Annotated in this window: 26 protein-coding genes; 16 read left to right on the top strand and 10 right to left on the bottom strand. The window is 60.1% G+C overall.

The window, feature by feature from the left end:
* Nucleotides 1-106 precede the first annotated feature (106 nt).
* The 7 genes from C9E91_RS06955 (at nt 107) to rsmA (ending at nt 8,637) form a co-directional block, all read left to right on the top strand.
* Entirely contained in the window at nt 107-889 is a 783-nt protein-coding gene (locus C9E91_RS06955) for a phosphatase PAP2 family protein (RefSeq protein ID WP_107107630.1), read from the top strand.
* A 103-nt stretch (nt 890-992) separates the two neighbouring features.
* Complete coding sequence (locus C9E91_RS06950; RefSeq protein WP_107107629.1) at nt 993-2,168, top strand: LptF/LptG family permease; 1,176 nt, start codon at nt 993-995, stop codon at nt 2,166-2,168.
* Entirely contained in the window at nt 2,165-3,250 is a 1,086-nt protein-coding gene (gene lptG / locus C9E91_RS06945; RefSeq protein ID WP_107107628.1) for an LPS export ABC transporter permease LptG, read from the top strand. The genes C9E91_RS06950 and lptG overlap by 4 nt, the downstream gene beginning before the upstream one ends.
* Nucleotides 3,251-5,626, top strand: a complete 2,376-nt coding sequence (locus C9E91_RS06940; protein WP_107107627.1) for an LPS-assembly protein LptD — start codon at nt 3,251-3,253, stop codon at nt 5,624-5,626.
* A gap of 259 nt (nt 5,627-5,885) precedes the next feature.
* Entirely contained in the window at nt 5,886-6,776 is an 891-nt protein-coding gene (locus tag C9E91_RS06935; protein WP_245407463.1) for a SurA N-terminal domain-containing protein, read from the top strand.
* A gap of 8 nt (nt 6,777-6,784) precedes the next feature.
* Entirely contained in the window at nt 6,785-7,810 is a 1,026-nt protein-coding gene (gene pdxA / locus C9E91_RS06930) for a 4-hydroxythreonine-4-phosphate dehydrogenase PdxA (RefSeq protein ID WP_107107625.1), read from the top strand.
* A complete protein-coding gene (gene rsmA / locus C9E91_RS06925; RefSeq protein WP_107107624.1) occupies nt 7,810-8,637 on the top strand; it encodes a 16S rRNA (adenine(1518)-N(6)/adenine(1519)-N(6))-dimethyltransferase RsmA in 828 nt (275 codons plus the stop codon). Before pdxA ends, rsmA begins: the two co-directional genes overlap by 1 nt.
* Nucleotides 8,638-8,644: 7 nt before the next feature.
* Here rsmA and gmk read toward each other — a convergent pair whose 3' ends face one another.
* The 7 genes from gmk to fabD all read right to left on the bottom strand — a co-directional run bounded on the left by gmk (nt 8,645) and on the right by fabD (nt 15,363).
* The gene (gene gmk, locus C9E91_RS06920; RefSeq protein WP_107107623.1) at nt 8,645-9,307 is read right to left on the bottom strand and encodes a guanylate kinase; all 663 of its coding nucleotides are present in this window, start codon (nt 9,305-9,307) and stop codon (nt 8,645-8,647) included.
* 3 nt (nt 9,308-9,310) lie between these two features.
* Nucleotides 9,311-10,198: a YicC/YloC family endoribonuclease gene (locus C9E91_RS06915; protein ID WP_107107622.1), complete on the bottom strand. Its 888-nt coding sequence runs from the start codon at nt 10,196-10,198 to the stop codon at nt 9,311-9,313.
* A gap of 104 nt (nt 10,199-10,302) precedes the next feature.
* On the bottom strand, nt 10,303-11,526 hold the full coding sequence (gene mltG, locus C9E91_RS06910) for an endolytic transglycosylase MltG (RefSeq protein WP_107108106.1): 1,224 nt from the start codon (nt 11,524-11,526) through the stop codon (nt 10,303-10,305).
* A gap of 217 nt (nt 11,527-11,743) precedes the next feature.
* The gene (gene fabF / locus C9E91_RS06905; protein WP_107107621.1) at nt 11,744-13,006 is read right to left on the bottom strand and encodes a beta-ketoacyl-ACP synthase II; all 1,263 of its coding nucleotides are present in this window, start codon (nt 13,004-13,006) and stop codon (nt 11,744-11,746) included.
* Nucleotides 13,007-13,120: 114 nt separating this feature from the next.
* Nucleotides 13,121-13,357, bottom strand: a complete 237-nt coding sequence (locus C9E91_RS06900; protein ID WP_003547058.1) for an acyl carrier protein — start codon at nt 13,355-13,357, stop codon at nt 13,121-13,123.
* A gap of 294 nt (nt 13,358-13,651) precedes the next feature.
* Nucleotides 13,652-14,389, bottom strand: a complete 738-nt coding sequence (gene fabG / locus C9E91_RS06895; RefSeq protein ID WP_107107620.1) for a 3-oxoacyl-[acyl-carrier-protein] reductase — start codon at nt 14,387-14,389, stop codon at nt 13,652-13,654.
* Between the two features lie 29 nt (nt 14,390-14,418).
* Nucleotides 14,419-15,363 carry an ACP S-malonyltransferase gene (gene fabD, locus C9E91_RS06890; RefSeq protein WP_107107619.1) on the bottom strand — a complete coding sequence of 315 codons (945 nt, stop codon included), beginning with the start codon at nt 15,361-15,363 and terminating at the stop codon, nt 14,419-14,421.
* 196 nt (nt 15,364-15,559) lie between these two features.
* Here fabD and C9E91_RS06885 point away from each other — a divergent pair, with 196 nt between their 5' ends.
* The 9 genes from C9E91_RS06885 to rplI all read left to right on the top strand — a co-directional run bounded on the left by C9E91_RS06885 (nt 15,560) and on the right by rplI (nt 22,680).
* Complete coding sequence (locus tag C9E91_RS06885) at nt 15,560-16,603, top strand: aldo/keto reductase (protein ID WP_107107618.1); 1,044 nt, start codon at nt 15,560-15,562, stop codon at nt 16,601-16,603.
* 223 nt (nt 16,604-16,826) lie between these two features.
* Complete coding sequence (locus tag C9E91_RS06880) at nt 16,827-17,216, top strand: hypothetical protein (RefSeq protein WP_107107617.1); 390 nt, start codon at nt 16,827-16,829, stop codon at nt 17,214-17,216.
* Between the two features lie 84 nt (nt 17,217-17,300).
* Nucleotides 17,301-18,149 carry a helix-turn-helix domain-containing protein gene (locus C9E91_RS06875; protein ID WP_107107616.1) on the top strand — a complete coding sequence of 283 codons (849 nt, stop codon included), beginning with the start codon at nt 17,301-17,303 and terminating at the stop codon, nt 18,147-18,149.
* A gap of 150 nt (nt 18,150-18,299) precedes the next feature.
* Nucleotides 18,300-18,746: an SRPBCC family protein gene (locus C9E91_RS06870; protein ID WP_107107615.1), complete on the top strand. Its 447-nt coding sequence runs from the start codon at nt 18,300-18,302 to the stop codon at nt 18,744-18,746.
* A 115-nt stretch (nt 18,747-18,861) separates the two neighbouring features.
* Nucleotides 18,862-19,920: an adenylate/guanylate cyclase domain-containing protein gene (locus C9E91_RS06865; protein WP_107107614.1), complete on the top strand. Its 1,059-nt coding sequence runs from the start codon at nt 18,862-18,864 to the stop codon at nt 19,918-19,920.
* A 308-nt stretch (nt 19,921-20,228) separates the two neighbouring features.
* On the top strand, nt 20,229-20,675 hold the full coding sequence (gene rpsF / locus C9E91_RS06860) for a 30S ribosomal protein S6 (protein ID WP_028753379.1): 447 nt from the start codon (nt 20,229-20,231) through the stop codon (nt 20,673-20,675).
* A gap of 12 nt (nt 20,676-20,687) precedes the next feature.
* Nucleotides 20,688-20,936 (top strand): 30S ribosomal protein S18, encoded by a 249-nt coding sequence (gene rpsR, locus C9E91_RS06855; RefSeq protein ID WP_004122103.1) that lies wholly within the window; start codon nt 20,688-20,690, stop codon nt 20,934-20,936.
* A gap of 164 nt (nt 20,937-21,100) precedes the next feature.
* Entirely contained in the window at nt 21,101-22,081 is a 981-nt protein-coding gene (locus C9E91_RS06850; protein ID WP_107107613.1) for a DUF2232 domain-containing protein, read from the top strand.
* Between the two features lie 20 nt (nt 22,082-22,101).
* The gene (rplI, locus tag C9E91_RS06845) at nt 22,102-22,680 is read left to right on the top strand and encodes a 50S ribosomal protein L9 (RefSeq protein ID WP_107107612.1); all 579 of its coding nucleotides are present in this window, start codon (nt 22,102-22,104) and stop codon (nt 22,678-22,680) included.
* Nucleotides 22,681-22,782: 102 nt separating this feature from the next.
* Here rplI and C9E91_RS06840 read toward each other — a convergent pair whose 3' ends face one another.
* Genes C9E91_RS06840 through C9E91_RS06830 form a run of 3 tightly spaced genes read right to left on the bottom strand, consistent with a single transcriptional unit; the run spans nt 22,783 to nt 25,963 of the window.
* Entirely contained in the window at nt 22,783-23,847 is a 1,065-nt protein-coding gene (locus C9E91_RS06840; RefSeq protein ID WP_107107611.1) for an HlyD family secretion protein, read from the bottom strand.
* 17 nt (nt 23,848-23,864) lie between these two features.
* Nucleotides 23,865-25,511: an MFS transporter gene (locus C9E91_RS06835; RefSeq protein ID WP_107107610.1), complete on the bottom strand. Its 1,647-nt coding sequence runs from the start codon at nt 25,509-25,511 to the stop codon at nt 23,865-23,867.
* A gap of 8 nt (nt 25,512-25,519) precedes the next feature.
* The gene (locus C9E91_RS06830; RefSeq protein WP_107107609.1) at nt 25,520-25,963 is read right to left on the bottom strand and encodes a MarR family winged helix-turn-helix transcriptional regulator; all 444 of its coding nucleotides are present in this window, start codon (nt 25,961-25,963) and stop codon (nt 25,520-25,522) included.
* Between the last annotated feature and the right edge of the window lie 132 nt (nt 25,964-26,095).

Here is a 26,095-nt window from a genome sequence, read left to right as displayed (position 1 = left end):
ACACCTCTGAGGCCTTCAAATCCCTGTCATCGATCGCCGCTAGTTTGCCGACGCATGTATTGGGTATCGCCGCCTGCGCGGCGCGATCATCTATCGGAACATCGCCTTGATCATAGACTTCACCAGCTTCGATCGCCGGGATCGTTTCCCCGAAATCCTGCGACCGCGCACGGCAGGCGATGCTTTCGTCTTTCTCTTTTGCCTCTGGTGGATACTGCTTGGGCTGTTTTCAATTCTTCCGCAGATCGATCTTGCCGTCGCCAATGTGTTTTTCCTGCCGGAGCAATGCGTCCTTCCCATCAGGCCCGGCCAGGTCTGTGGTATTTTTCCTTATAATGACGATCCGCACATGCGCCTGCTCAGGGAGATTTTCTTTCAGGTTCCCTATGTCGTCGCGATTGCTCTCTGTTGGATGCTGGTCCTGTGCTGGCAGCAGCATGGCGCAACCTTCAAGACGCTGCGTGCCCGCAATCTGAAAATCGCGCTTGGCTCACTGCTTCTCGGCCCAGTGCTGATCGTCAATCTCTGGCTCAAGGCCTTTTCCGGCCGCCCTCGGCCACGACAGACCGACCTCTTCGGCGGCCTGCTCGATTTCGTTCACGCCGGTTCCTTTGCCGGAAAATGCGCCAGCAACTGCTCCTTCATTTCCGGCGAAGCGGCCGCTGCCGGCTGGCTGTTTTGCCTGATCTTCATCATACCGCAGCCTGCGCGGACGGCCCTTGCCCTGCCGATCGCAGCCATCTCGATTCTTATTCCGGCTTTAAGAGTGGCTTTCGGCGGTCACTACCTCTCGGATGCCGTTTTGGGCTGGCTTTCCTCGCTTGTCATATTCTCCGCTCTCATGGCGTTATCCCAAACGACACACAGCAGAAGAAATTCAGAAAATTAACGAATTTTTTGCGAGTGGGCTGTCGCCAAAAAAACGCAAACGGCGTAGAGGAGGATGAATCTCTGCCGGCTCACACCGCGGAGTGTTGCGTTTAAGGGCCGGCATGAAGTTATTCGAAACATATATCGTACGGCGTGTCGGCATGATGTTCCTGGTAGCGCTGCTGCCGGTGCTCGCCATCATCTGGACGACCCAGGTGTTGCAGCGCATCAATCTCGTGACCGATAGCGGCCAGTCGATTGGCTCATTTGCCAAGCTCGCGACGCTCATCCTGCCGACGATCATCCCCGTGGTCCTGCCTTTTGCTCTGGTGATCGGCATTACGCAGACGCTGACGGCGATGAACAGCGATTCGGAGCTGACCGTCATGGAGGCGGCAGGCGCACGACGCAGCATCATCATCCGCCCGATCATGATTCTCGCGATAGCTATCAGCGTTTTCTCATTCGTCGTCGACAATATGGTCGAGCCGAAGGCGCGCGTCGCCGCCCGCGAGATGGTCGCCGAAGCCTATGCCGACCTGCTCTCGACCGTTATCGAAGAGAAGAATTTCCGGCGTATCGAAGACGGGCTTTATGTGCAGATCACCCAGCGCATGTCGGGACGAATCCTGAAGGGCCTGTTCGTGGTGGATTCGCGCGATCCTGGCTTCGATCTCATCTATTACGCCAAGGAAGGCGCCGTCGATGCGAGCGGCACGTCGCTGCTGATGAAGGACGGTGAAGTTCACCGCAAGACGCCTGACGGCAACGTCTCCGTCATCAAATTCGACTCCTATTCCTTCGATCTTTCCGACATGACGCAGAGCCGCGGCCAAGCAACGCTGCGCGCCGGCGACCGTGGTCTCGGCTTCCTGCTCAATCCGGACCCGAACGATGCGGATTATAAAGCAAAACCAGGCGGCTATCGCTCGGAACTACACCGGCGTCTTACCGACTGGGCATTGCCCGCAATCTTTGCCCTGATATCCCTGGTCATCGCCGGCGATGCGCGATCCCATCGCGAGGCCCGGCTGCATCCGATGGTGTCGGCGCTTACGATTGCTTTTGCCTTGCGCTGGGCGGATTTCTATGCGGCAAACCAGATTGAGAATGCCCCCTATTTCATCGGCGTCCTCTACGCGGCCAACATCGGCGCGGCCCTGATTGCAATCGCCCTGCTGTTCAGGAACCGGAAGATGTCGATGCCGACGTCGATCCGCAACCGCTTCAGTAGCTGGCGGCAGAAGATTCAAGATCGCATGCCGGCGCCCGGCGGCTCCAATGGGGGCAGCGCATGATCTTCAATACGCTCGGCCGCTACTTCTTCATGCGTTACGTCGTGACGACCTTCTGGTTTTTCCTCGGCGTGATCTCGATCGTTTATCTCGTCGACTTCAGCGAGACCGCCGGAAGGCTTGCGGGCCTTCCCGGATACACGGTCAGGGTAGGTTTGCTGATGACGGCCGTCAGACTGCCGTTCATCCTGCAGCAGACAGTGCCGTTCATTGCCCTCTTCGTCGGCATGACGGTGCTGATCGCGCTCAACCGGCGTCGTGAACTCGTGATTGCGCGTGCCGCCGGCATCTCCGTTTGGCAATTCATGACGCCCTTCGTGGTCGGCGCCTTCTTTGTCGGCCTCCTGACCATGTTTGCCCTCAATCCGGTTGCGGCATGGGGACAAAAGCAGGCGGAAACGATGGAAGCCGACCTGCGCGGCGACCCGTCCTATCACAACACACTTTCCATCCCGTGGCTGCGCCAATCGAATGGCAAAGACGACATCATCATTGGCGCCAAGGCCGTTCTCGACAACGGCACGACGCTGATGAACGTTGTCTTTATCCACTTTGATTCACAGGGGAATATCGTTCTCAGGCAGGACGCCCAGTCGGCAAAGTTGGAAAATGGTTACTGGCTTCTTAACGGTGTTGTCGAGCGCAGCCCGGGCGAAATTCCCGTTCATAAAAACACGACACAGGTTCGTACGAATCTGAAACAGGATTTCGTTTCAGAGCGTTTGGCGCAGCCTGAAACCATTGCTTTTTATGATCTTTCTAATCGAATACAGATAGCAAAGTCTTTTGGCATCTCAACCAAAGCTCTTGAGACCCAATTTCACTCCCTGCTGTCGCAGCCATTCCTTTTGGTGGCGATGACTCTGATCGCAGCCACCGTCTCGTTAAAATTCAGTAGATTCAACCAATCGCGCTCCGTGATTCTGGGTGGAATCCTCTCAGGCTTCGTGCTTTATGTTGTCACCGTGCTGGTAAAGGCATTCGGGAGCAGCGGAGTGGTTCCTCCTTTCGTGGCGACATGGATACCCGTGATCGTCGCTTTGGCATTCGGAGCAACGATCCTGCTTCATCAGGAGGACGGCTAAGTGGCGGCAGGCAACCGCAAGAGTATCAGGGAATTTGTCGCTGCCCTCGTCATGGGCGCGGCTGCGTATGCATTTGTCATGAGCCCGGTCGTAGCTTACGCCCAGGACAACAATAATAACGGCGGCGCCGGCGCTGCGACCTCTCCCGTCAAGGTCAAAGTACCGGAAGGCTCCAAGCTGATCCTTTCGTCGAACGAATTGGTCTATAATAAGGATACGCAAATCGTTACCGCCAGCGGTGCGGTTCAGATCAACTATGGCGGCTACAAGATGGTCGCGCAAAAGGTTGAATATAATCAAAAAAGCGGGCGCATGACGGCGATCGGCAATGTCGAGCTGATCAGCCCGGACGGCAACCGTATGTACGGTGACAAAATGGATGTCACCGACAGTTTCTCCGACGGTTTCGTCAACGCTCTGCGCATCGAAATGCCTGACAATACCCGCATGGCCGCCGAAAAGGGCGAACGTGTCGGCGGTAATCAGTTGATCCTGACGAAGGGTGTCTACACCGCCTGTCTGCCGTGCTCCGAGCAGGGCCGCGCGCCGCTGTGGCAGGTCAAGGCTCAGCGCGTGGTGCAGAACGGCGTGACGCATACCGTCCGTCTCGAGCATGCCCGCTTCGAACTGTTCGGCCAGCCGATCGCCTACGTTCCGTGGATCGAAGTTCCAGACAATACGGTGAAGCGCAAGTCGGGCTTCCTGTTTCCGTCGATGAGCATCTCGGAGAACCTCGGCTTTGGCCTGAAGGTTCCTTACTACTACGTCATCTCGCCGAGCATGGACGCGACGATCAGCGCTACCGGCTATACAAGCCAAGGCCTGCTGCTCGAAGGCGAATTCCGGCAACGGTTTGAAAACGGTACGCATATTCTGCGCGTTGCCGGTATCAACCAGATGAGCCCCGATCAGTTCACCGCCAATACCAGTGATGCTGAGCACAAGACTCGCGGCGTGATCGCGTCGAAGGCTGATTTCAAAATCAATCCTCGCTGGACATTCGGCTGGGATGTCATGGCGCAAAGCGACAATAACTTTTCGCGCACCTACGGCTTGCAAGGCCTCAGCCAGAGCACGCACACGAACGACATCTATTTGACGGGTCTCGGCAAGCGCAATTATTTCGATATGCGCGCCTTCTACTATGACATTCAGGATGCCGATAACAACAGCACTGCTGAAAAGCAGCAAGCCGTGGTCTATCCGAGCCTCGATTATCACTATGTCGATCCGAACTCGGTGTATGGCGGCGAATTGTCCGCGACCATGAACTTCACGCATTTGTCGCGTGACAAGGCGTCAACGCTCGACAACGTCGCCAGTCTCGGCGACGCAAGCCTGAACGACCGTTTCCTTGGTCTTTCCGGAAGCTATACGCGTCTTACGACCGAGCTACAGTGGCAACGTACCTTCACGACCGATCAGGGTTTGGTCTTGACTCCGCTTGCCGCAGCTCGTGGCGACGTTTTTGGCCTAGATATGGATCCGCCTAACGGCGACTATTCCGGCAACTACGACACCAGCGACTATGCGACACGCGGTATGGTGACGGCTGGCCTCGAAGCCAAGTACCCGTTCCTCATCACCACGAGCAACAGCACGCATGTGTTCGAGCCGATCGCGCAAGTCTATGTGCGCCCTGATGAGCAACTTGCGGGGCGTCTGCCGAACGAAGATGCGCAGAGCTTTGTTTTCGATGCGACCAACCTGTTCGATCGCGACAAATTCTCCGGCTTCGACCGTGTAGAAGGCGGCACTCGTGCCAACGTGGGCTGGCGCTATACGGGCAGCTTCGACAGTGGCTATAAGTTGCAGCACATCTTCGGCCAATCTTACCAGCTTGCCGGACGAAACTCCTTCGCAACCGACGATCTGGTCGGTGCCGGTTCGGATTCGGGGCTTGAAACCACCCGCTCCGACTATGTGACGATGTTCGGCCTCACCACGCCGCAGGGCATCTCGCTTTCGCAGTCCTACCGCTTCGACGAAAAGGATTTTGCATTCCGTCGCGGCGATACCCAGGTCGGCTATGCGAACGACGCCTTCCAGACGTCGGTGACCTACACCCATATCGCCGCTCAGCCGCAATATGGCTTCACCTCGGATCAGGACGAAATCCAGACCCGCGCACAGATCAAGTTCAAGAACTATTGGTCCGTCTTCGGTACGGTCAGCTATGATCTCAATGACAGCGAGATCACCCGCCAGGGCATCGGTCTGTCCTATGAGGATGAATGCACGATCTTCAGCGTCTCCTTCCTGGATAAGAAGGATTCGACGAACCAATCGGGCAGCGACTGGTCTATCGGCGCCCGCATAACGTTCCGTACGCTCGGCGACGTCAATCTTGGCAACGTTCAGGACGCTACGTTCTGATCACTCAAATCCAAAAGGGCCGGCTCTGAAGCCGGCCCTTTTGCTTTGAATGGATCGCATTTCCCTCCGCGTCATTGTTTCGCCGCAAGGATTTTGCAATTCGTCGTGCTTGTTGTAGATATTGGCGCGAAATTGCCGTATTGCGCCAAGGGCGTCCCAATGTGACGCGATGCGGACAAAGACCTTTGGGAAGGGGTAATTGATGTTCTCTGGAAAGACACCGATGCGCGCTGCGCTATTCGGCGCCGTAGCGTTGGTTATGGCCTCTTTCGCAATACCAAGCAGCGATGTTGCCTTCGCGGCAAGTGAGGTGAAGGTCGTCGTCAACAACACGGTGATCACATCGGGCGATATCGCCAAGCGCGTCAACTTCCTGAAATTGCAGCACGCGAAAGGTGACCTCAACAAGCTGGCGCAGCAGCAGCTCGTCGATGAGACGCTCAAGCGCGCGGAAATCTCCCGCGTCCGCATGTCGGTATCGACGACAGATGTCGACAACGCCTTCGCCCGCTTTGCCGCCAGCAACAAAATGTCGCCGCAGCAGCTTGGACAGATCCTGGACAAGATGGGCGTCACCGTCGACCACTTCAAATCCTATATCGCCATTTCCATGAGCTGGCCGCGCGTCGTCAATGCCCGCTTCGGCTCGAGCGGCGGCCGCATGTCGAATGACGACCTCGTGACGCGCATGACGGAAAACAAGACGAAGCCGGTCACGACGGAATATTTCCTGAAGCAGATGGTCTTCGTCGTTCCGAGTGCAAAGCGCAACGCCATTCTCGGCAAACGCAAGGCCGAAGCGGAAGCCTCGCGAGCGAAGTTCCCCGGTTGCGACCAAGCCAAGGTCTTTGCCGCGACCATGCATGACGTCTCCGTTCAGGATCTCGGCCGCGTGCTCGCCCCCGACCTTCCGGAAGCTTGGAAGCCGCTGCTGGAGAAGGCAAAGGGTAACACGACCGATGCGATCGTGACCGATCGTGGCGTTGAATATGTTGCCATCTGCTCGCAGCGCCAGGTGAACGACGACATTGCCGCAGCAGCCGTTTTCCGCGCAGAAGATCTCGGCAAGTCGAATGCCCAGGGCGTTAGCGCCAACGACAAGAAGTACATCGACGAACTGCGCTCCAAGGCGCAGATCCTCTATCGCTGATCGTCCCGATGCCCTCGCGCCCTTCCCACCCCCTTGCACTCACGCAAGGGGATCCCGCAGGTATCGGACCCGACATCACGCTCGCCGCCTGGCTGCGCCGCGGCGAGTTTGGTTTGCCCCCCTTTCTGTTTCTCGGCGATCCCAACGTTCTTTCGGCACGAGCGCTTCAGTTGAATCTGACCGTGCCGCTTCGGGAAACTGATGCGTCGACTGCCCTCGATGCCTTTGCCGATGCCTTGCCGGTGCTGCCGATCGCCGCCGGCATGGATGTGGTTGCCGGTGAACCGCATGTCGCGACAGCTAAGGCGACGATTGCCGCCATTGAGATGGCGGTTTCGCTCAGCATGAAGGGAGAGACCGCCGCGGTCGTGACCAACCCAATCGCCAAGTCGGTCCTTTATGACGCCGGCTTCGGCTTTCCCGGCCATACCGAGTTCCTCGCCGATCTCGCGACACACGCGACCGGCAAACCGGTGATGCCGGTAATGCTGCTGGCCGGGCCCAAATTGCGGGCGATACCCGTCACCATCCACATTCCGCTGAAGGATGTCCCGCAGGCGCTGACCTCGGATCTCATCATCGAGACCTGCCGGATCACCAACCACGACCTCAAGACGCGTTTCGGCATCGCGAAGCCGCGGCTGGCCGTTGCCGGCCTCAACCCCCATGCTGGCGAGAGCGGCGCGATCGGCAAGGAAGATGAGGAGATCATCCGTCCGGCGATCGACGTGCTGCGCAATGAAGGCATCGATGCCTTTGGCCCCCTCCCCGCCGACACGATGTTCCACGACGATGCGCGCCGTCGCTACGATGTCGCCATCTGCATGTATCACGATCAGGCTTTGATTCCGGCCAAGGCGCTCGGCTTCGACGATTCCGTCAATGTCACGCTAGGCCTTCCCTTTGTCCGCACCTCGCCGGACCACGGCACGGCCTTCGGCATTGCCGGCAAGGGTATCGCCAAGGAAGACAGTCTCGTGGCAGCGCTCAAGCTCGCGAGCCAGATCAGCCGCGCGACGGGAAGCAGTCACTGATGGCCGCACTCGATGGTCTGCCGCCGCTTCGCGATGTAATCCAGCGCCATGGCCTCGACGCGCGCAAGGCGCTCGGCCAAAACTTTCTGCTCGATCTTAATCTGACACAAAAGGTTGCCCGCACCGCCGGATCACTGGAGGGCGTCACCGTCTTCGAAGTCGGCCCGGGACCTGGTGGGCTGACGCGTGCCATCCTTGCGCTCGGCGCCGCCAAGGTCATCGCCGTGGAGCGCGACGCGCGCTGCCTGCCGGCGCTCGCCGAGATCGCCGATCACTATCCCGGCCGGCTGGATGTCATCGAGGGCGATGCGCTGAAGACGGATTTTGCGGCGCTGGCGCCCGAAGGGCCGGTCAAGATCATTGCAAACCTGCCCTACAATGTCGGCACACAGTTGCTGGTGAACTGGCTACTCCCTGGCCATTGGCCACCCTTCTGGCAGTCCTTGACGCTGATGTTCCAGAAAGAGGTCGGCCAGCGGATCGTTGCCGACGAGGATGACGATCACTACGGCCGTCTCGGCGTTCTCTGCGGCTGGCGCACGAACGCACACATGGCTTTCGACGTACCGCCGCAGGCCTTCACGCCGCCGCCGAAAGTCACCTCGACGGTCGTCCATCTAACGCCCAAGGAAAACCCGATCCCCTGTTCCGTCGACAAGCTGGAAAAGATAACGCACGCCGCCTTCGGCCAACGGCGCAAGATGCTGCGCCAAAGCCTTAAGCCGCTCGGGGGCGAAGTACTGCTGCTGAAAGCCGATATCGACCCTCAGCGACGCGCTGAAACGCTCTCCGTCGAAGAGTTCTGCCGGCTGGCGAACTCTCTCTGATTGCCATTTACAGCTTCGGCGTTTCTTCCAACAGGCCGCGAACGAAGTCGAACATGCCGTGGCGGCGGTCGCGGCGCAGGCGCTCTGCCTTGACGATCGACTGAACCGCGTCGAAAGCGGCGTTCAGATCATCGTTGATGATGACATAGTCATACTCGCGCCAATGGGCGATCTCGGCCCTGGAATTGGCAAGCCGCGTGGCGATCACCTCTTCGGAATCCTCGGCGCGGCGGTGCAGACGCGATTGCAGCTCCGTCATGGTGGGCGGCAGCACGAAGATCGAGACGACATCGGCGGGCATCTTTTCCTGCAGTTGCTGCGCGCCCTGCCAGTCGATATCGAAGAGCATATCGCGGCCCTCGGACATCGCCGTTTCCACCGGCTCGCGCGGCGTGCCGTAGAAATTACCGTGCACCTCAGCCCATTCCAGCAGGGAGTCGGAATCGCGTAGCCGCTCGAATTCCCGCAGCGAGACAAAATGATAGTGCACGCCGGCAATCTCGCTCGGCCGCCGTTGCCGCGTCGTCACACTGACGGAAAGACCGATCTGCTTATCGGTTTCCAGCAGCGTGCGCGCGATCGTCGATTTCCCCGCGCCTGACGGCGAGGAAATGGCGAGCATCAGCCCCCGGCGGGCAATCGGAATGGATGTGGATGTCGCCGGCTTCATGGCCTACTCCAAATTCTGGACCTGTTCGCGGAACTGGTCAATGACCACCTTCAGTTCGATGCCGGCGGCGGTGACCGCTGCGGCATTCGACTTCGAACAGATAGTATTCGATTCCCGGTTAAATTCCTGTGCAAGGAAATCAAGCTTGCGTCCGATCGGTCCGCCCTTGGCGATAAGGTCGCGGGCGGCCGTTACATGCGCCTTTAGCCGGTCGATTTCTTCGCGCAGATCGGCTCTGGTGGCGATGAGAGCGGCCTCGGCATGCAGCCGATCGCGATCCAGACCGGAAGTGCCGTCCAGCAGCATGGCAACCTGTGCTGCCAGCCTGGCGGCGATTTCCTGCGGCGATCGCGATGGATCGCTCTCAACCGTCGCCGTCAGCGTCTCGATGACGCCGACATGACCGAGCAGGATTTGCCCAAGCGCCTGTCCTTCCCGACGGCGCATGTCGCTGAGATCGCCGAGCGCGGCTTCCAGACCCGCCATGACCTCTCCGTCGCGCGCGGCAAGCGCTTCTTCGCTCTCCTCGGCTTCCTTGAACTCGACTATGCCGCGGATGGCCAGCAGCGTGTCCAGCCGCAACGGCGCGGGATCGATGACGCCGGAGAGCTGACCGCGCAGTGCCAGCACCGTTGCCAGTGCGTCCTGATTGACCACCGCCTCGACGCGGCTTTCATCGACGGATAGAGAAAGACCGACCTGCAGATTGCCGCGCGAAAACCGGTCAGTGATGAGCTTGCGCACATCGGTTTCCAGACGCTCCAACCCCTGCGGCAGGCGCAGGCGGAAATCGAGGCCCTTGCCGTTGACCGATCGCAATTCCCATGCCCAGCGAGAGCGCCCACTCGTTCCCTCACGCCGGGCGAAACCGGTCATGGACTGCAATGCCATGCAAGCCTCCGATAGTTCTCGTCCACAATCGCTCAACGATCATGGACCATCAATGCAAATGAGACTACGCCGCGCGTCCCATAGGAAGCACGGCGCAGCAGAGATCAGTTCGTCTTCTTTTTCTGCTGTGTGCCGGAGGGGGGCGTACCGGCCGTGGTGCCGCTATCTTCCGGCTGACCGTCAACGGCGATCGCGCTGGGGTCCTCGCCCTTTTCCGCGACGAGCTTGCGCCAGCGTTTGACGTTGGCGTTGTGATCTTCCAGCGTCGCGGCGAAGACGTGGCCGCCCGAGCCATCAGCAACGAAATAGAGATCCTGTGTCTTCCAAGGATTGGCAACTGCATCGAGCGCATCCTTGCCCGGATTGGCGATCGGCGTCGGCGGCAGGCCCTTGATGATGTAGGTATTGTAGGCCGTTTCTTTTTTGAGGTCCGATTGGAAGATCGGGCGATCCGCCGGCTTGCCGTCGCCACCAAAGAGGCCATAGATGACCGTCGGATCGGATTGCAGGCGCATGCCCTTGCCGAGGCGGTTGAGGAAGACGGACGCCACATGAGCGCGCTCATCGGCAAGCCCGGTCTCCTTTTCAACGATCGACGCCAGGGTGATCAGTTCCTGCTTGTTCGTCAGCGGCAGCGACTGATCGCGCTTGTCCCAAATCTCATCGACCAGCTTTTCCTGCGCGGCCTTCATCTGATCGATGATTTCCGTACGCTTGGCGCCGCGCGTGAATTTATAGGTATTGGGTTCCAAGCTGCCCTCTGGCGGCAAGGCCGACGGCAGATCGCCTTCCAGCACCGGGTCCGCCTGCAGCTTGTTGAATATTTGCCGCACGGTCAGGCCTTCCGGCAAGGTAACCGAATAGAGGATCGATTTGCCGGATTTCAACAGCTCCATGATGTCCTTCATGGAGGCGCCGGCCTTGATCTCATATTCGCCGGATCGCAACGTCTCGCCATTGTGCAGATAGGTTGCCGTCAGATAGCGGAAGATACGGGCATCGGAGATAATGTTGCTGGCTTCCAGCCGGCTCGAAATCTCGGCCAGGCCCGCGCCGTTGCGCACGATGAAATTGGAGTTGGTCGCCAGCGGCCCGGGGCTCTGATAGGCGGAGATGGCGTAATAGGTGCCGACGAGCGCGAGAACGATCACGAAGACGACCAGCGTCATCAGAAAGTTCAGGAAAATCACCATCTGGCTGCGGGCTTTGCGGGAACGCTTCGGCGGATCCGGAACACGCTCCGGACGCAGAGCTTCATTGGCCGATTTCGGGATAATCGGCCCCTTCTGCCCGTTCGGAGTTCCATTGTTCTGGTTCGTATCGCTCACCGGCAGTCCCTTCATTTGTCATTGCCTGCTCTTTGACCAAGCAATGCGGCAAAAAACAGGTTCAGAAGATAAAGCGGAGCCTTGTGAAGATCCGCTTTCGACCGATCAGACATTGCTGCGGCGCATCCATGGGATACGCAAGACGCGCAGCAACATTCAAGGATGGCGCATAGTCTCGCCGGAAAGCACTCCCGCTTTCCGGAATTACGCGCTTTTATTATGCCTCATAGCGACGCAGGACAAGTGATGCGTTCGTACCGCCGAATCCAAAGGAGTTCGACAGTGCAACATTGATGTCCCGCTTGCGGGCCTTATGCGGAACGAGATCGATGGCTGTCTCGCGCTCCGGATTATCGAGGTTCAGCGTCGGCGGCGCGATATTGTCGCGAATGGCAAGCGTCGAGAAGATAGCCTCAATCGCGCCAGCCGCCCCCAGGAGATGGCCGGTCGCCGACTTGGTCGACGACATCGAAATCTTGGAAGCGGCATTGCCAACCAGCCGCTCGACAGCGCCAAGCTCGATCGTATCGGCCATGGTCGAGGTGCCATGCGCATTGATGTAGTCCACATCCGCCGGCGTCAAACCGGCACGCTTCAGGGCCGAAGTCATGCAGCGGAACGCGCCCTCGCCATCCTCGGACGGGGCAGTAATGTGATGGGCGTCGCCGGAAAGGCCGTACCCGACCACTTCGGCGTAAATCTTGGCGCCGCGTGCCTTGGCATGTTCCAGCTCTTCGAGAACGACGATGCCGGCGCCCTCGCCCATGACGAAGCCGTCACGGTCACGATCGTAGGGGCGCGAAGCCTTCTGCGGGTTGTCGTTGTAATCGGTCGACAGCGCCTTGCAGGCGGCAAAGCCGGCGAGCGAGATACGGCAGACCGGAGCCTCGGCGCCGCCGGCGACCATGACGTCGGCATCGCCGAGCATGATCAAACGGGCAGCATCGCCGATCGCATGTGCGCCGGTCGAGCAGGCCGTGACGACGGCGTGGTTCGGACCGCGCAGCTTGTGGCGGATCGAGACCTGGCCGGAAACGAGATTGATGAGGCGTCCGGGAATGAAGAAAGGCGAGATGCGGCGCGGACCCTTATCACGCAGCGTATAACCGGCTTCAACGATGCCTTCGAGGCCGCCGATGCCGGAGCCGATCATGACGCCGGTTGCGATCTGGTCTTCATCGGAGGTCGGATGCCAACCGGCATCCTTCAGCGCCATATCGGCTGCTGCCATGCCGTAGATGATGAAAGGATCGACCTTTCGCTGTTCCTTCGGCTCCATCCAGTCGTCGGCATTGAACGTGCCGTCGCTGCCATCGCCGACCGGAACGCGGCACGCGATTTTCGCGGCGAGATCCTCGACTTCGAATTCCGTCACAAGACGAGCGCCGTTGTGCCCGGCGATCAAGCGCGACCAGGACACCTCAGTGCCACAGCCCAAAGGTGATACCATGCCGGTACCCGTGATAACGACACGTCTCATCGCCCGCAGACCCCCGTCTTTTTATAATGCCATGCGTATGAATATGATCCGTCCGACCCGGCCGGACGAAATAGGGCGGACTCAGAGAGCCCGCCCGTCACAAAGTGCAAAGGATTAGGCCTGAGCCTTCTCAATGAACTTTACCGCATCGCCGACCGTCAGGATCGAGTCGGCAGCGTCGTCAGGAATTTCAACGCCGAATTCTTCTTCGAAGGCCATGACCAGTTCGACGGTGTCGAGCGAGTCCGCGCCCAGGTCGTCGATGAAGCTTGCGCTTTCAACAACCTTGTCGGCGTCGACGCCAAGATGATCAATAACAATTTTCTTTACGCGTTCTGCGATATCGCTCATGTCGGTTTCCTCGACCTTATTTATGTCCTGATCAGAATGCCGTGTGACATCCCTACCCTGTTCAAGCCTGCAACGCCTGCATGGCGCGGCTGGCAAACCCGTTCAACCCGGCCTTCACATCTGGTCCGGCCGCCATACACGCGGCCCGGTCCGTCTGCATTTTCGGGACGACTGATCACAGTCATGGCCCGCTTAACACGGTTTAAGTCTGTCGCAAAGCCAGAAAATCGCCGCTTCCAGGTTGCTCAACATGCTATTGGAGGGGAAAGTTCCCCCCAATAGACTTTTCCTTTTTTAGATCATTGCCATGCCACCGTTGACGTGGATCGTCTGGCCGGTGACGTAGCTTGCTTCGGAGGAGGCGAGATAGGCGACGGCGGATGCAACTTCGGCACCGTTGCCCATGCGCTTCATGGGAATAGCGCCCATGATCGCCTCTTTCTGCTTGTCGTTCAGCTTGCCGGTCATGGCGCTCTCGATGAAGCCGGGAGCGACGCAGTTGACAGTCACGTTGCGGGTCGCGATCTCTTGCGCCAGCGACTTGGTGAAGCCGATCATGCCGGCCTTGGAGGCGCAGTAATTGGCCTGGCCGGGATTGCCGGTGATGCCGACGACGGAGGTGATGTTGATGATGCGGCCATAGCGGCGGCGCATCATCGGATGGGTCAACTCGCGCGTCAGGCGGAAGACCGCCGTCAGATTGACTTCCAGAACCGCATCCCAGTCCTCGTCGCTCATGCGCACAAACAGACCGTCCTTGGTGATGCCGGCATTGTTGACGAGGATGTCGACGCCGCCGAGTTCTTCTTCGGCCTTGGCACCGAGCGCCTTGACCTCATCGCGATCGGACAGGTTAGCCGGAAAGATCTTGACGCGGTCGCCAAGTTCGGCGGCCAGAGCCTCGAGCTTCTCAACGCGCGTGCCGTGCAGGCCGACGATGGCGCCCTGCTTATGCAGCAGTCTTGCGATCTCTTCGCCGATACCACCGGAAGAGCCGGTTACCAGGGCCTTGCGGCCAGTCAAATCGAGCATTTGATGTCCCTCGTTCCTTAATTTCTGTATCAGCCAAGCAGGCCGGCGAGAGTGGTGTCGATATCGGCCGCCGTGTTGACGGCGATACCGTTCACCGATTTGTCGATGCGCCGGGCAAGGCCTGTCAGCACCTTGCCAGCGCCGATTTCATACAATGTTGTCACATTGTTGGCGGCAAACCATTCCACGGTCTCGCGCCAACGGACCTGGCCCGTCACCTGCGCAACCAGCAGATCGGCGATCTCACCGGCGTCCTTCACCGGCGCCGCGCGGACATTGGCGACGACAGGCACGACGGGATCGGATTTTGCAACCTCTGCCAGAGCCGCGCGCATCGCCTCGGCGGCGGGCGCCATCAGCGACGAATGGAAGGGTGCGGAAACAGGCAGGAGGATGGCGCGCTTGGCACCCTTGGCGGTCGCAAGCTCGGCAGCCTTTTCGACCGGGGCCTTTTCACCGGAAATGACGATCTGACCGCCGCCATTGTCATTGGCGATCTGACATGCGCCGATCGCCGAAGCCTCGGTGCAAACCGCGACGACGTCGGCATGTTCCAGGCCGATGATGGCCGCCATGGCGCCAACGCCCACCGGAACCGCCGCCTGCATGGCATTGCCGCGAATGCGCAGCAGCCGCGCCGTATCGGCGAGCGAGAAAGTGCCCGCAGCGCAAAGCGCCGAATATTCGCCGAGCGAATGACCGGCGACATAGGCAACCTTGCTCTTCAGATCGAGGCCGCGCGCTTGGAGAACGCGCATGACGGCGATCGACACGGCCATCAACGCCGGCTGCGCATTCGCCGTCAGCGTCAGCCTATCGTCCGGGCCGTTGAAGATGATGTCGGAAAGCTTTTCACCGAGCGCTTCGTCGACTTCCTCGAAGACGGCGCGCGCTTCGGCGAAGTTGTCGGCCAGATCCTTGCCCATGCCGACGGCCTGGCTACCCTGACCGGGAAATGTGAAAGCAACAGTCATTATATCAAGCTTCCTTCGGGGGTCGTTTCGCTTCCCAATGACATTGTTTGCGGTGGAGTCAATAGCGCAGCCCCTGCAGTCCCTGCCTTTTGCGTGTGCGAAACATCTCGATTTTCTTCTTGCGCTTGCTCATTTCCGACCTAGATTTGGAGCATCCTTCCCCCACCACCTTTTCCGCAAGCATCAAGGTTTTCCCATGCAGTATAAGAATTTAGGCCGCACCGATATTTCCGTTTCACAGATTTGCCTGGGGACGATGACCTGGGGCACACAGAACAGCGAAGCCGAGGCGCACGAGCAGATGGATTATGCGCTTCACAAGGGCGTCAATTTCTTCGACACGGCTGAAATGTATCCGACGACGCCGGTCGGCCCGGAGACTCAGGGCCGCACCGAGGAATGTATCGGCACCTGGTTCGAAAAGACCGGCAAGCGCGGGGACGTCGTGCTTGCCACCAAGGTCGCCGGGCCTGGTCGTGACTATCTGCGCGGCGGCCAGGGCGCGGATGCCGCCAATATCCGCGCGGCAATCGACAGCAGCCTGAAGCGGCTGAAAACCGACTATATCGATCTTTATCAGGTGCATTGGCCGAACCGCGGTCATTTCCACTTCCGTCAGAACTGGCGCTACAACCCCTTCACCCAGGATCGCGAGAAAACGGTCGCCAATATCGCCGAAATCCTGGAGACGATGGGTGAGCTGGTGAAGGCCGGCAAGATCCGCGCCATCGGCCTCTCCAACGAGACGACCTGGGGCATCCAGAAATACCTGACGATCGCCGAACAGAAGGGCCTGCCGCGCGTCGTCTCGACGCAGAACGAATATAATCTGCTCTACCGCCACTTCGATCTCGATCTCGCCGAACTGTCGCACCACGAAGATGTTGGCCTGCTCGCCTATTCGCCGCTCGCCGGTGGTATTCTCAGCGGCAAATATGTCGGCGGCGCACGCCCTGCCGGCTCGCGTGGCTCGATCAATCCCGACATCGGCGGCCGTCTGCAGCCGCTGCAGGAGCCGCCGGTCAAGGCCTATCTGGAGATCGCCGCCAAATATAATCTCGACCCTGCCAAGCTGGCGCTCGCCTATTGCCTGACCAAGCCCTTCATGACCTCCGTCATCATCGGCGCGACATCGATGGCCCAGCTCGAAACCGACATCGCTTCCGCCTATGTCACGCTGCCGGAAGAGGCAATTGCCGAGATTGAAAAGGTACACCGGCTGTATCCGATGCCGATGTAATGCCTCGTGAAAGCGCCTTGCCTCGGTGGCAGGGCGCGACGACCGGCGAAATATGACCTCTGATGTAATTGAGACACGTCCGACCGGCGCGTAACTTTGGGGCATCTCCACGAGAGATAGGCACCGAACCGGTGCCGCAGAGGAATAGACATCAAGCGCCTTCGGTTTGACCCCGGGGCGCTGCAGCCTCTTATTGCCCTAAGCACACGTCCGGAGACAGACGATGAATGAGATGATTTTCAGCAAACGTGAAACCCCAGGCTGGCTGCTGGCCTTCTGGAAGGAGATTGACGACAAGACCTTCGGCAGTGGCTTCGACTGCTTTACGGAAGACGCCACCGCAAATTTGGGCGTCGCCGAATGGAAGGGCCGCGAGACTATCCGCGAAAGCCTGCGCGCGTTCATCGACACCGGATTTACCGCCCTCCATGATGTGACGGAATATTGGGACGGCGGGCTCCTCAAGATCTTCCGTGGCTTCGTTACCATGACACCGAACGATCCTAACCACCCCGTCGTCAAGCCCGTCATGACGCACTTCTTCTACATGGACGAGGCTGATCACACCAAGGTGCGTCATTGGTTCGGTTCGGTGGGGCCAGTGCAATTCTAACCTTCGCATGCCAGACATAAGATGCCGTGCGCGGCCGCCTTTTTAGAGGAAGTCGCCACGGCACAGTTCACACGGAGACCCTCCATGACGAACAGCAACACAGCCCTATCGGTCTCGAAACAGCTCAGCCCGTTGCTGCGCCACTGGCGGGAGGTGCGCGGCAAAAGCCAGCTCGACCTTTCAATGGATACGGGTGTTTCGCAACGTCACATCAGCTTCGTTGAAAGCGGCCGCAGCGTTCCCAGCCGCCAGAGGCTGCTGACCGTTGCGGAAGCGCTCGATGTGCCGTTCCGCGAGCGCAACACTCTGTTGCTCGCCGCTGGCTACGCCCCGATCTATTCGGAGGATTCCTGGGACGCGCCGGAAATGCAGCCCGTCGCGGATGCTCTGCGGCGCATGCTGCGTCAGCACGAACCTTTCCCCGCAATCGTCATGGATCGCTATTGGAACGTTCTGATGTCCAATACGGCCACGCTCCGTTTCTTCAATTGCTTCGTCGATATGGCGGCGCGCAAATCGCCACGCAACCTGCTGCATTTGATGTTCGATCCCGCTGGGATGCGCCCCTTCATTGATAACTGGGCGGAGACATCGAGAAGCTTGCTGGCGCGCGTTCATCGTGAGTCCATCGGCCGGGTCGTCGATGACAAAACTCGGGAACTGCTGAAAACGCTGCTCGCTTATCCCGACGTCGATTTCGACCGGAAAGCGCTCACCGCACCCGGCAGCACACCCGTCGTTCCATTGACCTTTGTGAAGGATGGCCAGAGCCTCAACTTCTTTTCATTGGTAACGACAGTCGGCACCCCGATGACCATCGCGTCGCAGGAGCTCAGGCTCGAATGCATGTTCCCGACGGATCAGCAGACCGAACATCTCTATGCCGACATGATGAAGGGTGCGCCGATGCCGATATTTCCCAAGGATCACTAGCAAATCCATTCGTCTTCAAGCGTCTGCACCGCCCTTGTTGTGAGCGAGCCTGCCCCCTACATGCTGTTGCATGAGGACGTTCCGCGATAGGATGCGCCTGCTCAATCTCCGCCTCCGGTGAGGCAGGCCATGCAACCAAAGGAGAGACCGATGCAAGAGCCCCTCGTCGTCCGCCAGGAAAGGCGCATCCCGGCACCGCCCGCAGCCGTGTTCGCCCTCCTGACCGATCCGGAAAAGATTCTGCGCTGGATGGGTACGGAGGCACAGATCGAGCCTCAGCCCGAAGGACTCTATCTCGTCAACGTCACTGGCGCTCGCTTCGCCCGCGGTTCGTTCCGCGAGGTGGTGCCGGTACACCGCCTGGCCTACAGCTTCGGCTGGGATGGCAGCGAGGTGGTCCCCCCGGGATCGAGCCTGGTCGAGATAGACCTCATCGAGCAGCCGGACGGAACGCTGCTACGTCTGACCCACACCGGCCTGCCCAATGCCGAACAATGCGCTGGCCATTCTGAAGGCTGGGCTCACTACCTCGGCCGGCTGTCCGAAGCCGCAGCCGGGCGTGATCCGGGTCCCGACCCTATGGCTGGCAGAATGTGACAGCCTTCCGTTCCTGAATGCGTCGGTCCTGAGCACTGCCGGGGACTGTCATCACACGCAGAAGCACCATCGCAACGGCGGATGACAGCCTGCGGCTGCCATGGCATGATCAGACATGGATTTGCCCCTCCCCCTTGCCTGGCTGGTTGATGAGGCCGATGCCTCTCCTGGCCCTGAACGGTTCCTGGCCGAGCTCGGCCGCCGGCTGCTGGCCGACGGCCTGCCACTTGCCGGAGGAGCCCTGTCGCTCGCGGTGCCGCATCCGATCATCGCCCGGCGCATCTGGCTGTGGCGGGCGGAAACCGGGGCAGTGATCGAGGCGCTGGGTTTCGTCGGCGGCCCACCCAGTCAAGCCGGCCACGATTGGCTGGCCGGGCTTGGCCCCATGCATGAAGACACGGTGGGTTCGGCCGCGGACAGCCCGGTGCTGGGTTGGGCGGGGCTCCGGCCATTCGACCCTAGCGAGGCCGGTCGGCTGCGGGAGACGGCGCGCTTCGCCGCAGCCCCCTTGAGCGCCCTGGCTTCGCGGGCGGCGTTGGCAGCGCTACTCGAGGCCTATCTCGGCCGGCGCAGTGCGGCGCGGGTCCAAGCCGGCGCGCTGCGCCGCGGCACGGGGGAAACCATCCGAGCCGCATTGCTCTGCGCCGATCTGCGCGATTTCACCGCTTTGTCCGAGGCGACGGAGCCGGCGGCGATGATCGCTTCCCTCGACGCCTGGTTCGACCGCGTTGCCGGAGCGGTGCACGCTTTCGGAGGCGAGGTGCTGAAATTCATCGGCGACGGCGCGTTGGCGATTTTCCCGGTCACAAGCACACCGGGCGAAGCCTGTGAGGCGGCGCTGCGCGCGGTCGCCGCCGCCCGCGCCGGCATGGTTCATCTCGATACGGTGCGGCAAGCGCAGGGGCTGCCGCCGCTGCCCTTTGGCGCGGCATTGCATTTCGGCGAGATGTTGTGGGGCAATATCGGCGCGGCCGACCGGCTGGACTTTACCGCGATCGGCCCGGCGGTCAATCTGGTGAGCCGGCTCGAAGGCCTGTGCAAGCCGCTTGGCCGCAGCGTGCTCATCTCCGGCGCCGTTGCGGCGCAGACGACAACCCCCTTGATCCCCTTGGGCGAGCATCCGTTGCGCGGCATCGCCGACCCCTGCGCGGTCTTCACCTTGCCGGAGAATTGAGGCCGCCTGCCTTGGTCCAGGCAGGAGTGTCCGCTGTCGGACTGCGCAATTCGCCCCTTGCCTTTCGCGCAAAAATCCGTATAAGCCGCCCTGTTCGCAACCCGGTCTTCTGGCTGGTGGCTGAACGGAGGGCCGGTTTTCTTCTCAGAAAATCGTTCGGAACGGAAGCGTTCCAGCCTCCCGTGTCTCCGCTCTCGACCGTCTCGGAAACGCTTTTCTTGCTTAGGGTCACCCCTCTCAGGAGCAGTCGTTGAGGCTTAGCCGCCGAATATCGGGTTCAGACCAACGCAAGAAAGGCAAAGCTATCCATGGCTCTTTACGAACATGTATTCCTTGCCCGACAGGATATTTCCGCTCAGCAGGTCGACGCCCTCGTAGAACAGTACAAGGGTGTTATCGAAGCTAACGGCGGTAAAGTCGGGCGTATCGAAAACTGGGGCCTCAAGTCCCTCACCTACCGCATCAAGAAGAACCGCAAGGCTCATTACGCCCTGATGGACATTGATGCACCGGCCGCTGCGATCCAGGAAATGGAACGCCAGATGCGCATCAGCGAAGACGTCCTGCGTTACATGACGATCGCTGTTGAAAAGCACGAAGAAGGCCCGTCTGCCATGATGCAGAAGCGCGACCGTGACGACCGTCCGCGCCGTGATGGCGACCGTCCGGAGCGCAGCTTCGGCGATCGTGGTCCGCGCCCGGATCGTGGTGACCGCGAAGATCGTCCGCGCCGTCCGCGCGAAGACCGCGTATAAGGAGATTTGAGAATGTCTGAAGTTTCCTCCGCACCGGTCCGCCGTCCGTTCCATCGCCGCCGCAAGACCTGCCCGTTCTCGGGCGCCAATGCGCCGCGCATCGACTACAAGGACGTCCGTCTCCTGCAGCGTTACATTTCCGAGCGCGGCAAGATCGTTCCGTCCCGCATCACGGCCGTTTCCCAGAAGAAGCAGCGCGAGCTCGCTCAGGCGATCAAGCGCGCCCGTTTCCTCGGCCTGCTGCCCTACGTCGTCGCTTAATAGCGGCCGACGCAGAATGAATTAGAGGGAAGGCAGCAATGCCTTCCCTTCTCCCTTTCGCGATGGGCGCGGATCGGAACCTTGAAACCCCATGTTGGGGACGGCTTTCAGGCCCGAGTGGCGAAGGCATCCTCTAACTGCTCGATACGAAGCAGGACAGCGACGTGAAAAAGTTGAACGCAAAAGAGCTTGGCATCGGCGCGCTCGCCGGTCTAACCGCCGCCCTACTCGTGTATGGCGCGACGGTGCAGCCATGGCTGTTCATCCTGTTCGGCGCGCTTTCCGCTCTTCCGATCCTCATCGTCGGCCTCGGCTGGGGCAATATCGCTGTTGTCACCGCCGTCGTGACGGCTGGCCTTGTCGGCGCCGTCGGCTATTCGTTGCCATTCGGGCTTTTTGTCGTGCTGCTGGCGCTGATTCCGGCCTGGCTCAGCCATCTTGCCAATCTGGCGCGCCCAGCCTCCGAACTCGGCGGTCCCGACCATCTGATGGCCTGGTATCCGCTGTCTGATATCATGCTGCATCTCTGCGGCCTGGCGGCCGTCGTCATCGTCGTCGCCGGCGCGGTCATGGGATATGGCTCGGACCTGATCGGCCAAGTCGTCGATCTCTATGTCACCGTCATGCAGGATCAGCAGCCTACGATGCCGCTCGATCCAGTAGCGATCGCCAAGACGAAATCCTTCATGCTCTACGCCGTGCCGGTCGTCTGGGGTATCGTCTGGGTTCTGATGCTGCTGGCCGCCTACTATATCGCCACCCGCATCGTTGCGGCATCGAGCCGCAATCTGCGTCCGCGCGAAGATATTCCGTCGGCGCTGCGCATGAACCGGAACGCAATCTTCGTCTTTCTCGCCGCCATCGTCGCCCTCTTTTTCGGGGGCACCCCGGCATTGATCGGCGCGGCGGCCGTTGGCGCGTTCGGCGCAGGCTTTCTCGTCTCCGGCTTTGCGGCGCTCCACTACCGCACCCGTGGCAAGGACTGGCGGGTGCCCGTTCTGGTCCTCTGCTACCTGACGTCGCTCATACTGACGTTGCCCGCCTTCATCGTCCTCATTCTCGGTCTTGCCGATACACGCAAAGCGATCGCCCTGACCCCGAACAAGAATACCGATAATTCCAAACAACCAGACACGAAAATCTGACATCAGAAAGGAACAACAAAATGGAAGTCATTCTCCTCGAGCGCATCTCCAAGCTCGGCCAGATGGGCGAAGTGGTTAAGGTTCGCGACGGCTTTGCCCGTAACTACCTGCTGCCGCTCGGCAAGGCACTGCGCGCCAACCCCGCTAACAAGGCTCGCTTCGAAGCCGAACGTGCAACGCTGGAAGCCCGTAACCTCGAGCGCCGCAGCGAAGCTCAGAAGGTTGCCGACGTTCTCGGTGGCAAGTCCTTCATCGTCGTTCGCTCGGCTGGCGAAACCGGCCAGTTGTACGGTTCGGTCGCCGCTCGCGACGTCGTTGAAATCCTCGCAGCGGAAGGCTTCAACATCGGCCGCAACCAGGTTCACCTGAACACGCCGATCAAGGCGATTGGCCTGCACAACGTTGTAATCGCGCTTCACGCCGAAGTCGAAATCCACGTCGAGCTGAACGTTGCCCGTTCCGCTGAAGAAGCCGAGCGTCAGGCCAAGGGCGAAACGCTCACCTCCGCTGACGCCATCTACGGCGTTGACGAAGACGCCCTGCGTCCGGAAGACTTCTTCGATCCGGAAGCTGACGGCAACGCCGAAGACGAAGCTTGATTCAAGCCTTCGCATCGGCTGCGAACATGAGAAAGCCTGGGTCTCGCGACCCAGGCTTTTTGTTTGACTGCAAGGGTTTACCGACGCTTGCCCGTCCGCGTCTCAATTCTCCGCCGTATCCTGCACCGGCGCCGAATTCTTGTCGACGGAGACGACCACCGACATGCCGGGCGCCAGATCTTGCGCCTCGGGCTGATTTTCGTCGATCTTAACGCGGACGCCGACGCGCTGCGCCACTTTGGTGAAATTGCCCGTTGCGTTGTCGGGTCTGATAACGGCGAATTCCGAGCCCGCCGCCGGCGAAAAGCGCTGGATATGGCCCTTGAGCTCGCGATGACCGAGCGCATCGACCGAGATTGTTACGGGTTGGCCGACCTTCATGCCGTCGAGCTGGGTTTCCTTGAAATTGGCGATGACCCAGACATCTTTCGGAACCAGTCCCATAAGCTGCGTGCCCGGCGTCACGTATTGGCCGAGGCGTACGCCGACTTCGCCGACGCGGCCGTCGCGTGGCGCGACGATCGTCGCATTCTGAAGATCGATCTCCGCGAGCTGCACGGCGGCCTCCGCGCCACTGACGCCGGCCTCCAGCGAGGCACGGTTGACGATGATCGTCGTCAGATTCTGCTGCGATACGTCAAGGCCGGCCTTCGCCTGATTGACGGCCGCCTTAGCCTGTTCCAGCGTCGCCTGTGCCTGCTCCGAATCGCTGGTCGTCGACACGCCCTTGGCCACCAGCGTCGCCACGCGATCCCAGGCAAGCTGGGCGCGCTTCATGGCCGCGTTGGCACTATCGACCTGAGCCTGGCTGGAGGCGATGCCGGCGCGTGCCGCCTGCTCCTGCTGCTGCGAATTGGCAAGCGCCGCCTTCTGGCCGTCCAGCGTCGCGCGCGCCTGCGCCACCTTCTGCCGATAGATGCGATCGTCGATCTTCGTCAGCACGTCGCCCTGTTTGACGAGCTTGTAATCCCTGATCGGAACATCCGTAATATAACCGCTAACCTGCGGGCTGATCGTCGTGACGTAGCCTCTGACATAGGCATCATCGGTCGTCTCGACGGAACTTTGGAAAGGTGGCAGGTGCCAGGCATAGAGCACCAGCATGACGCCGCCGACACCGGCGAGGACGGCGATAACTTCGATGGGGGAGCGAACGAGCCTCGACATGGAGCTATTTCATATCCTCACGGGTTGGAAGCCGCGGTCTGCGGCCGATCGTCGGCGAGCCGCGCTTTGATGAAACGGTAGAATACATGCAGCGAAAGAGCAGCAAGCGACACGACCGCGATGACACCGGCAACAAAGAAGGCATCGCTATAGGCGAGCGTATTGGCCTCGCGGGTGACCTGCACGCCGAGTAGCGCCAACCCCTCGCCCTTCAGCAAAGCGCTGTCGCCGATCACCTTGCCATAAGACGCAGAAAGCTGGCTGACGCGCTGGGCGACGACAGGGTGAGTCAGCAACACATGTTCGGTCAGCACGGCGGAATGGAATTTTTCGCGGATGGTGATCAGCGTGCCGTAGAAGGCAGAGCCGATCAGGCCGCCGATGCTTTGCGTGAAGGTGAAGACCACGAAGAAGGTCACCAGATACGGTGCACCTCTCGCAAAGGCCGCCTTGAAGCCCGCGGACATGGACGGCGGCAGGAAAAGGGCTGCGCCGGCCGCCACCAGTGCCTGGCTAAGATACATCTGTTCGGGCCGGGTCAGCGTCGTAACCTGGGCATCCATGAAGGAGCCAGCCGCCATCATGACGAGAGCGACGAACTGGATCTGCCAACTCAAGCCGTAGCTCATCAGCACCGTGCAGATCAGACCGCCGATGATGGAGAAAGCAAGGATGATCCAGTAGAGCATCGCGAGCTGATCGTAGAGCAGACCAACGGCATTCTGATAGAAGGTCATGATGACCGAGGTCTGCTCGCCGGCAATCATGCGGAAGACCAGGAGAATGCCCGTCAGGTGCAATATCTCGGAGCTGAGCAGCCAGCGGACATCGATCAGTGGCGTCGGCCGCCGCAGTTCGATGACGGCGGCAAGCGTCAAAGTGGCGATGCTGACGGCCAGCAGCACGCCGAGCCATGGCACTTCCAGCCACCAATACAGTCGCCCGACGGAAAGAACGATTGCAAGACAGCCGAAACCGACGGCGACCAGCAGGTAGCTGATGATATCTCCGAAGACGATCACCTTCACTCTCGGCGGCGGCGTCAGAGGCAGCAGATAGATGATCGGCATCACCAGCAGCGCCAGTGCCATTTCCAAGGTATAGAGCCCGCGCCACTCGCCGTAATCGAGAAGCGATGGCGAGACGAGGCGAGTGATGGGCGCGGCCAGTAGCGTATTCATCATCGCCAGGCTGACGCCGATCGTCAGCTTCTTGGCCGGTTCGAAAGCTTCCAGCATGTAGAGGAAACCAAGCGTCGACAGCGGTGCCGCCGCGATGCCGCTCAAAAAGCGGACGACGATGGCCGAATGCAGGTCGGAGACGAAGAGATTGAGCAGCGAGGCGACGACGAAGCCGAGAATGCTGACTTCGGCAAAATTGCGCACGCCGTATTGCAGGCGGATCTTCACCAGCGCAATGGCGAGGCTGACATTCGGCGCCATATAGGCTGCCGACAGCCACACGGATTCGGTGGTCGTGGCGGCGATGCTTCCCTGGATCTGCGTGAGATTGGCGAAGGCGAGATTAAGACCAAGGCCCTGTGTCAAGAAGAACATGACGGAGGCGCCGATATAAAGCGGGACCTTCCATCGCGGCACGGGCGGCGGGGCGGCAGGCGCGGCGACATTGGCTTCCGCATTGATCGGGGCCGGCTCGCCGCTCATACGCTACCTCATGACTTGCCCACGTTCTGTAGATTGGCGGTCATGGCGCGGATGACCTTGAGGGCCATGCCGACATCCTCGTCCGAAATCCCCTGCAGGATATCCGCACGCACGCCGGTGGCAAGAGCCTCAACTTCGGCCGCCACCACTTTTCCGGATTCGGTCATGAATATCTGCTTGGCGCGCCGGTCCGACAGCACCGCGCGGCGCTCGATGAAGCTCTGTGCTTCCATGGCGTCGAGGATACGCACCAGGGTCGGAGTCTCAAGCTCCAGCTCGTCGGCGAGTTCGCGCTGATTGATGCCATCGCGCTTGGAAAGCTTATGGAAAACCCGGGCTCTGGCCAATGTCATACCGTGCTCACGCACCAGACCGTCGAACGCCGCCCTCAGCTTCCGATTAAAAGCGGAAAGCTCGTCGAACAGTTCTCGGCGTGATGGCGCACCAGACATTATTGCTGCTTTATACTATTAGTATCCTACCCTATTTCAAGGAGATAGCGGGGTTCTCACATCTTTTCAAGCGCGATTGCCGCCCCGCCGGGTTTCAACCGGGACAGATCGGGCTAAAATCATCCATAGAGG

The sequence above is a fragment of the Rhizobium sp. SEMIA4064 genome, assembly GCF_003025035.1.
Classification (GTDB): domain Bacteria; phylum Pseudomonadota; class Alphaproteobacteria; order Rhizobiales; family Rhizobiaceae; genus Rhizobium; species Rhizobium paranaense.
Note: the sequence above shows the minus strand (reverse complement) of the source record. Positions and strands in the feature narration are given on the sequence as shown.

Coding starts and splice junctions, on each gene's coding strand:
- C9E91_RS06900 (WP_003547058.1), bottom strand. CDS start 13,357: ATGAGCGATATCGCAGAACGCGTAAAGAAAATTGTTATTGATCATCTT.
- C9E91_RS06935 (WP_245407463.1), top strand. CDS start 5,886: ATGGCCTCTTTCGCAATACCAAGCAGCGATGTTGCCTTCGCGGCAAGT.
- C9E91_RS06880 (WP_107107617.1), top strand. CDS start 16,827: ATGAATGAGATGATTTTCAGCAAACGTGAAACCCCAGGCTGGCTGCTG.
- rplI (WP_107107612.1), top strand. CDS start 22,102: ATGGAAGTCATTCTCCTCGAGCGCATCTCCAAGCTCGGCCAGATGGGC.
- C9E91_RS06885 (WP_107107618.1), top strand. CDS start 15,560: ATGCAGTATAAGAATTTAGGCCGCACCGATATTTCCGTTTCACAGATT.
- C9E91_RS06875 (WP_107107616.1), top strand. CDS start 17,301: ATGACGAACAGCAACACAGCCCTATCGGTCTCGAAACAGCTCAGCCCG.
- gmk (WP_107107623.1), bottom strand. CDS start 9,307: ATGAAGCCGGCGACATCCACATCCATTCCGATTGCCCGCCGGGGGCTG.
- C9E91_RS06865 (WP_107107614.1), top strand. CDS start 18,862: ATGGATTTGCCCCTCCCCCTTGCCTGGCTGGTTGATGAGGCCGATGCC.
- fabF (WP_107107621.1), bottom strand. CDS start 13,006: ATGAGACGTGTCGTTATCACGGGTACCGGCATGGTATCACCTTTGGGC.
- C9E91_RS06870 (WP_107107615.1), top strand. CDS start 18,300: ATGCAAGAGCCCCTCGTCGTCCGCCAGGAAAGGCGCATCCCGGCACCG.
- C9E91_RS06915 (WP_107107622.1), bottom strand. CDS start 10,198: ATGGCATTGCAGTCCATGACCGGTTTCGCCCGGCGTGAGGGAACGAGT.
- lptG (WP_107107628.1), top strand. CDS start 2,165: ATGATCTTCAATACGCTCGGCCGCTACTTCTTCATGCGTTACGTCGTG.
- C9E91_RS06835 (WP_107107610.1), bottom strand. CDS start 25,511: ATGAGCGGCGAGCCGGCCCCGATCAATGCGGAAGCCAATGTCGCCGCG.
- fabD (WP_107107619.1), bottom strand. CDS start 15,363: ATGACTGTTGCTTTCACATTTCCCGGTCAGGGTAGCCAGGCCGTCGGC.
- fabG (WP_107107620.1), bottom strand. CDS start 14,389: ATGCTCGATTTGACTGGCCGCAAGGCCCTGGTAACCGGCTCTTCCGGT.
- pdxA (WP_107107625.1), top strand. CDS start 6,785: ATGCCCTCGCGCCCTTCCCACCCCCTTGCACTCACGCAAGGGGATCCC.
- C9E91_RS06950 (WP_107107629.1), top strand. CDS start 993: ATGAAGTTATTCGAAACATATATCGTACGGCGTGTCGGCATGATGTTC.
- rsmA (WP_107107624.1), top strand. CDS start 7,810: ATGGCCGCACTCGATGGTCTGCCGCCGCTTCGCGATGTAATCCAGCGC.
- C9E91_RS06830 (WP_107107609.1), bottom strand. CDS start 25,963: ATGTCTGGTGCGCCATCACGCCGAGAACTGTTCGACGAGCTTTCCGCT.
- C9E91_RS06840 (WP_107107611.1), bottom strand. CDS start 23,847: ATGTCGAGGCTCGTTCGCTCCCCCATCGAAGTTATCGCCGTCCTCGCC.
- rpsF (WP_028753379.1), top strand. CDS start 20,229: ATGGCTCTTTACGAACATGTATTCCTTGCCCGACAGGATATTTCCGCT.
- rpsR (WP_004122103.1), top strand. CDS start 20,688: ATGTCTGAAGTTTCCTCCGCACCGGTCCGCCGTCCGTTCCATCGCCGC.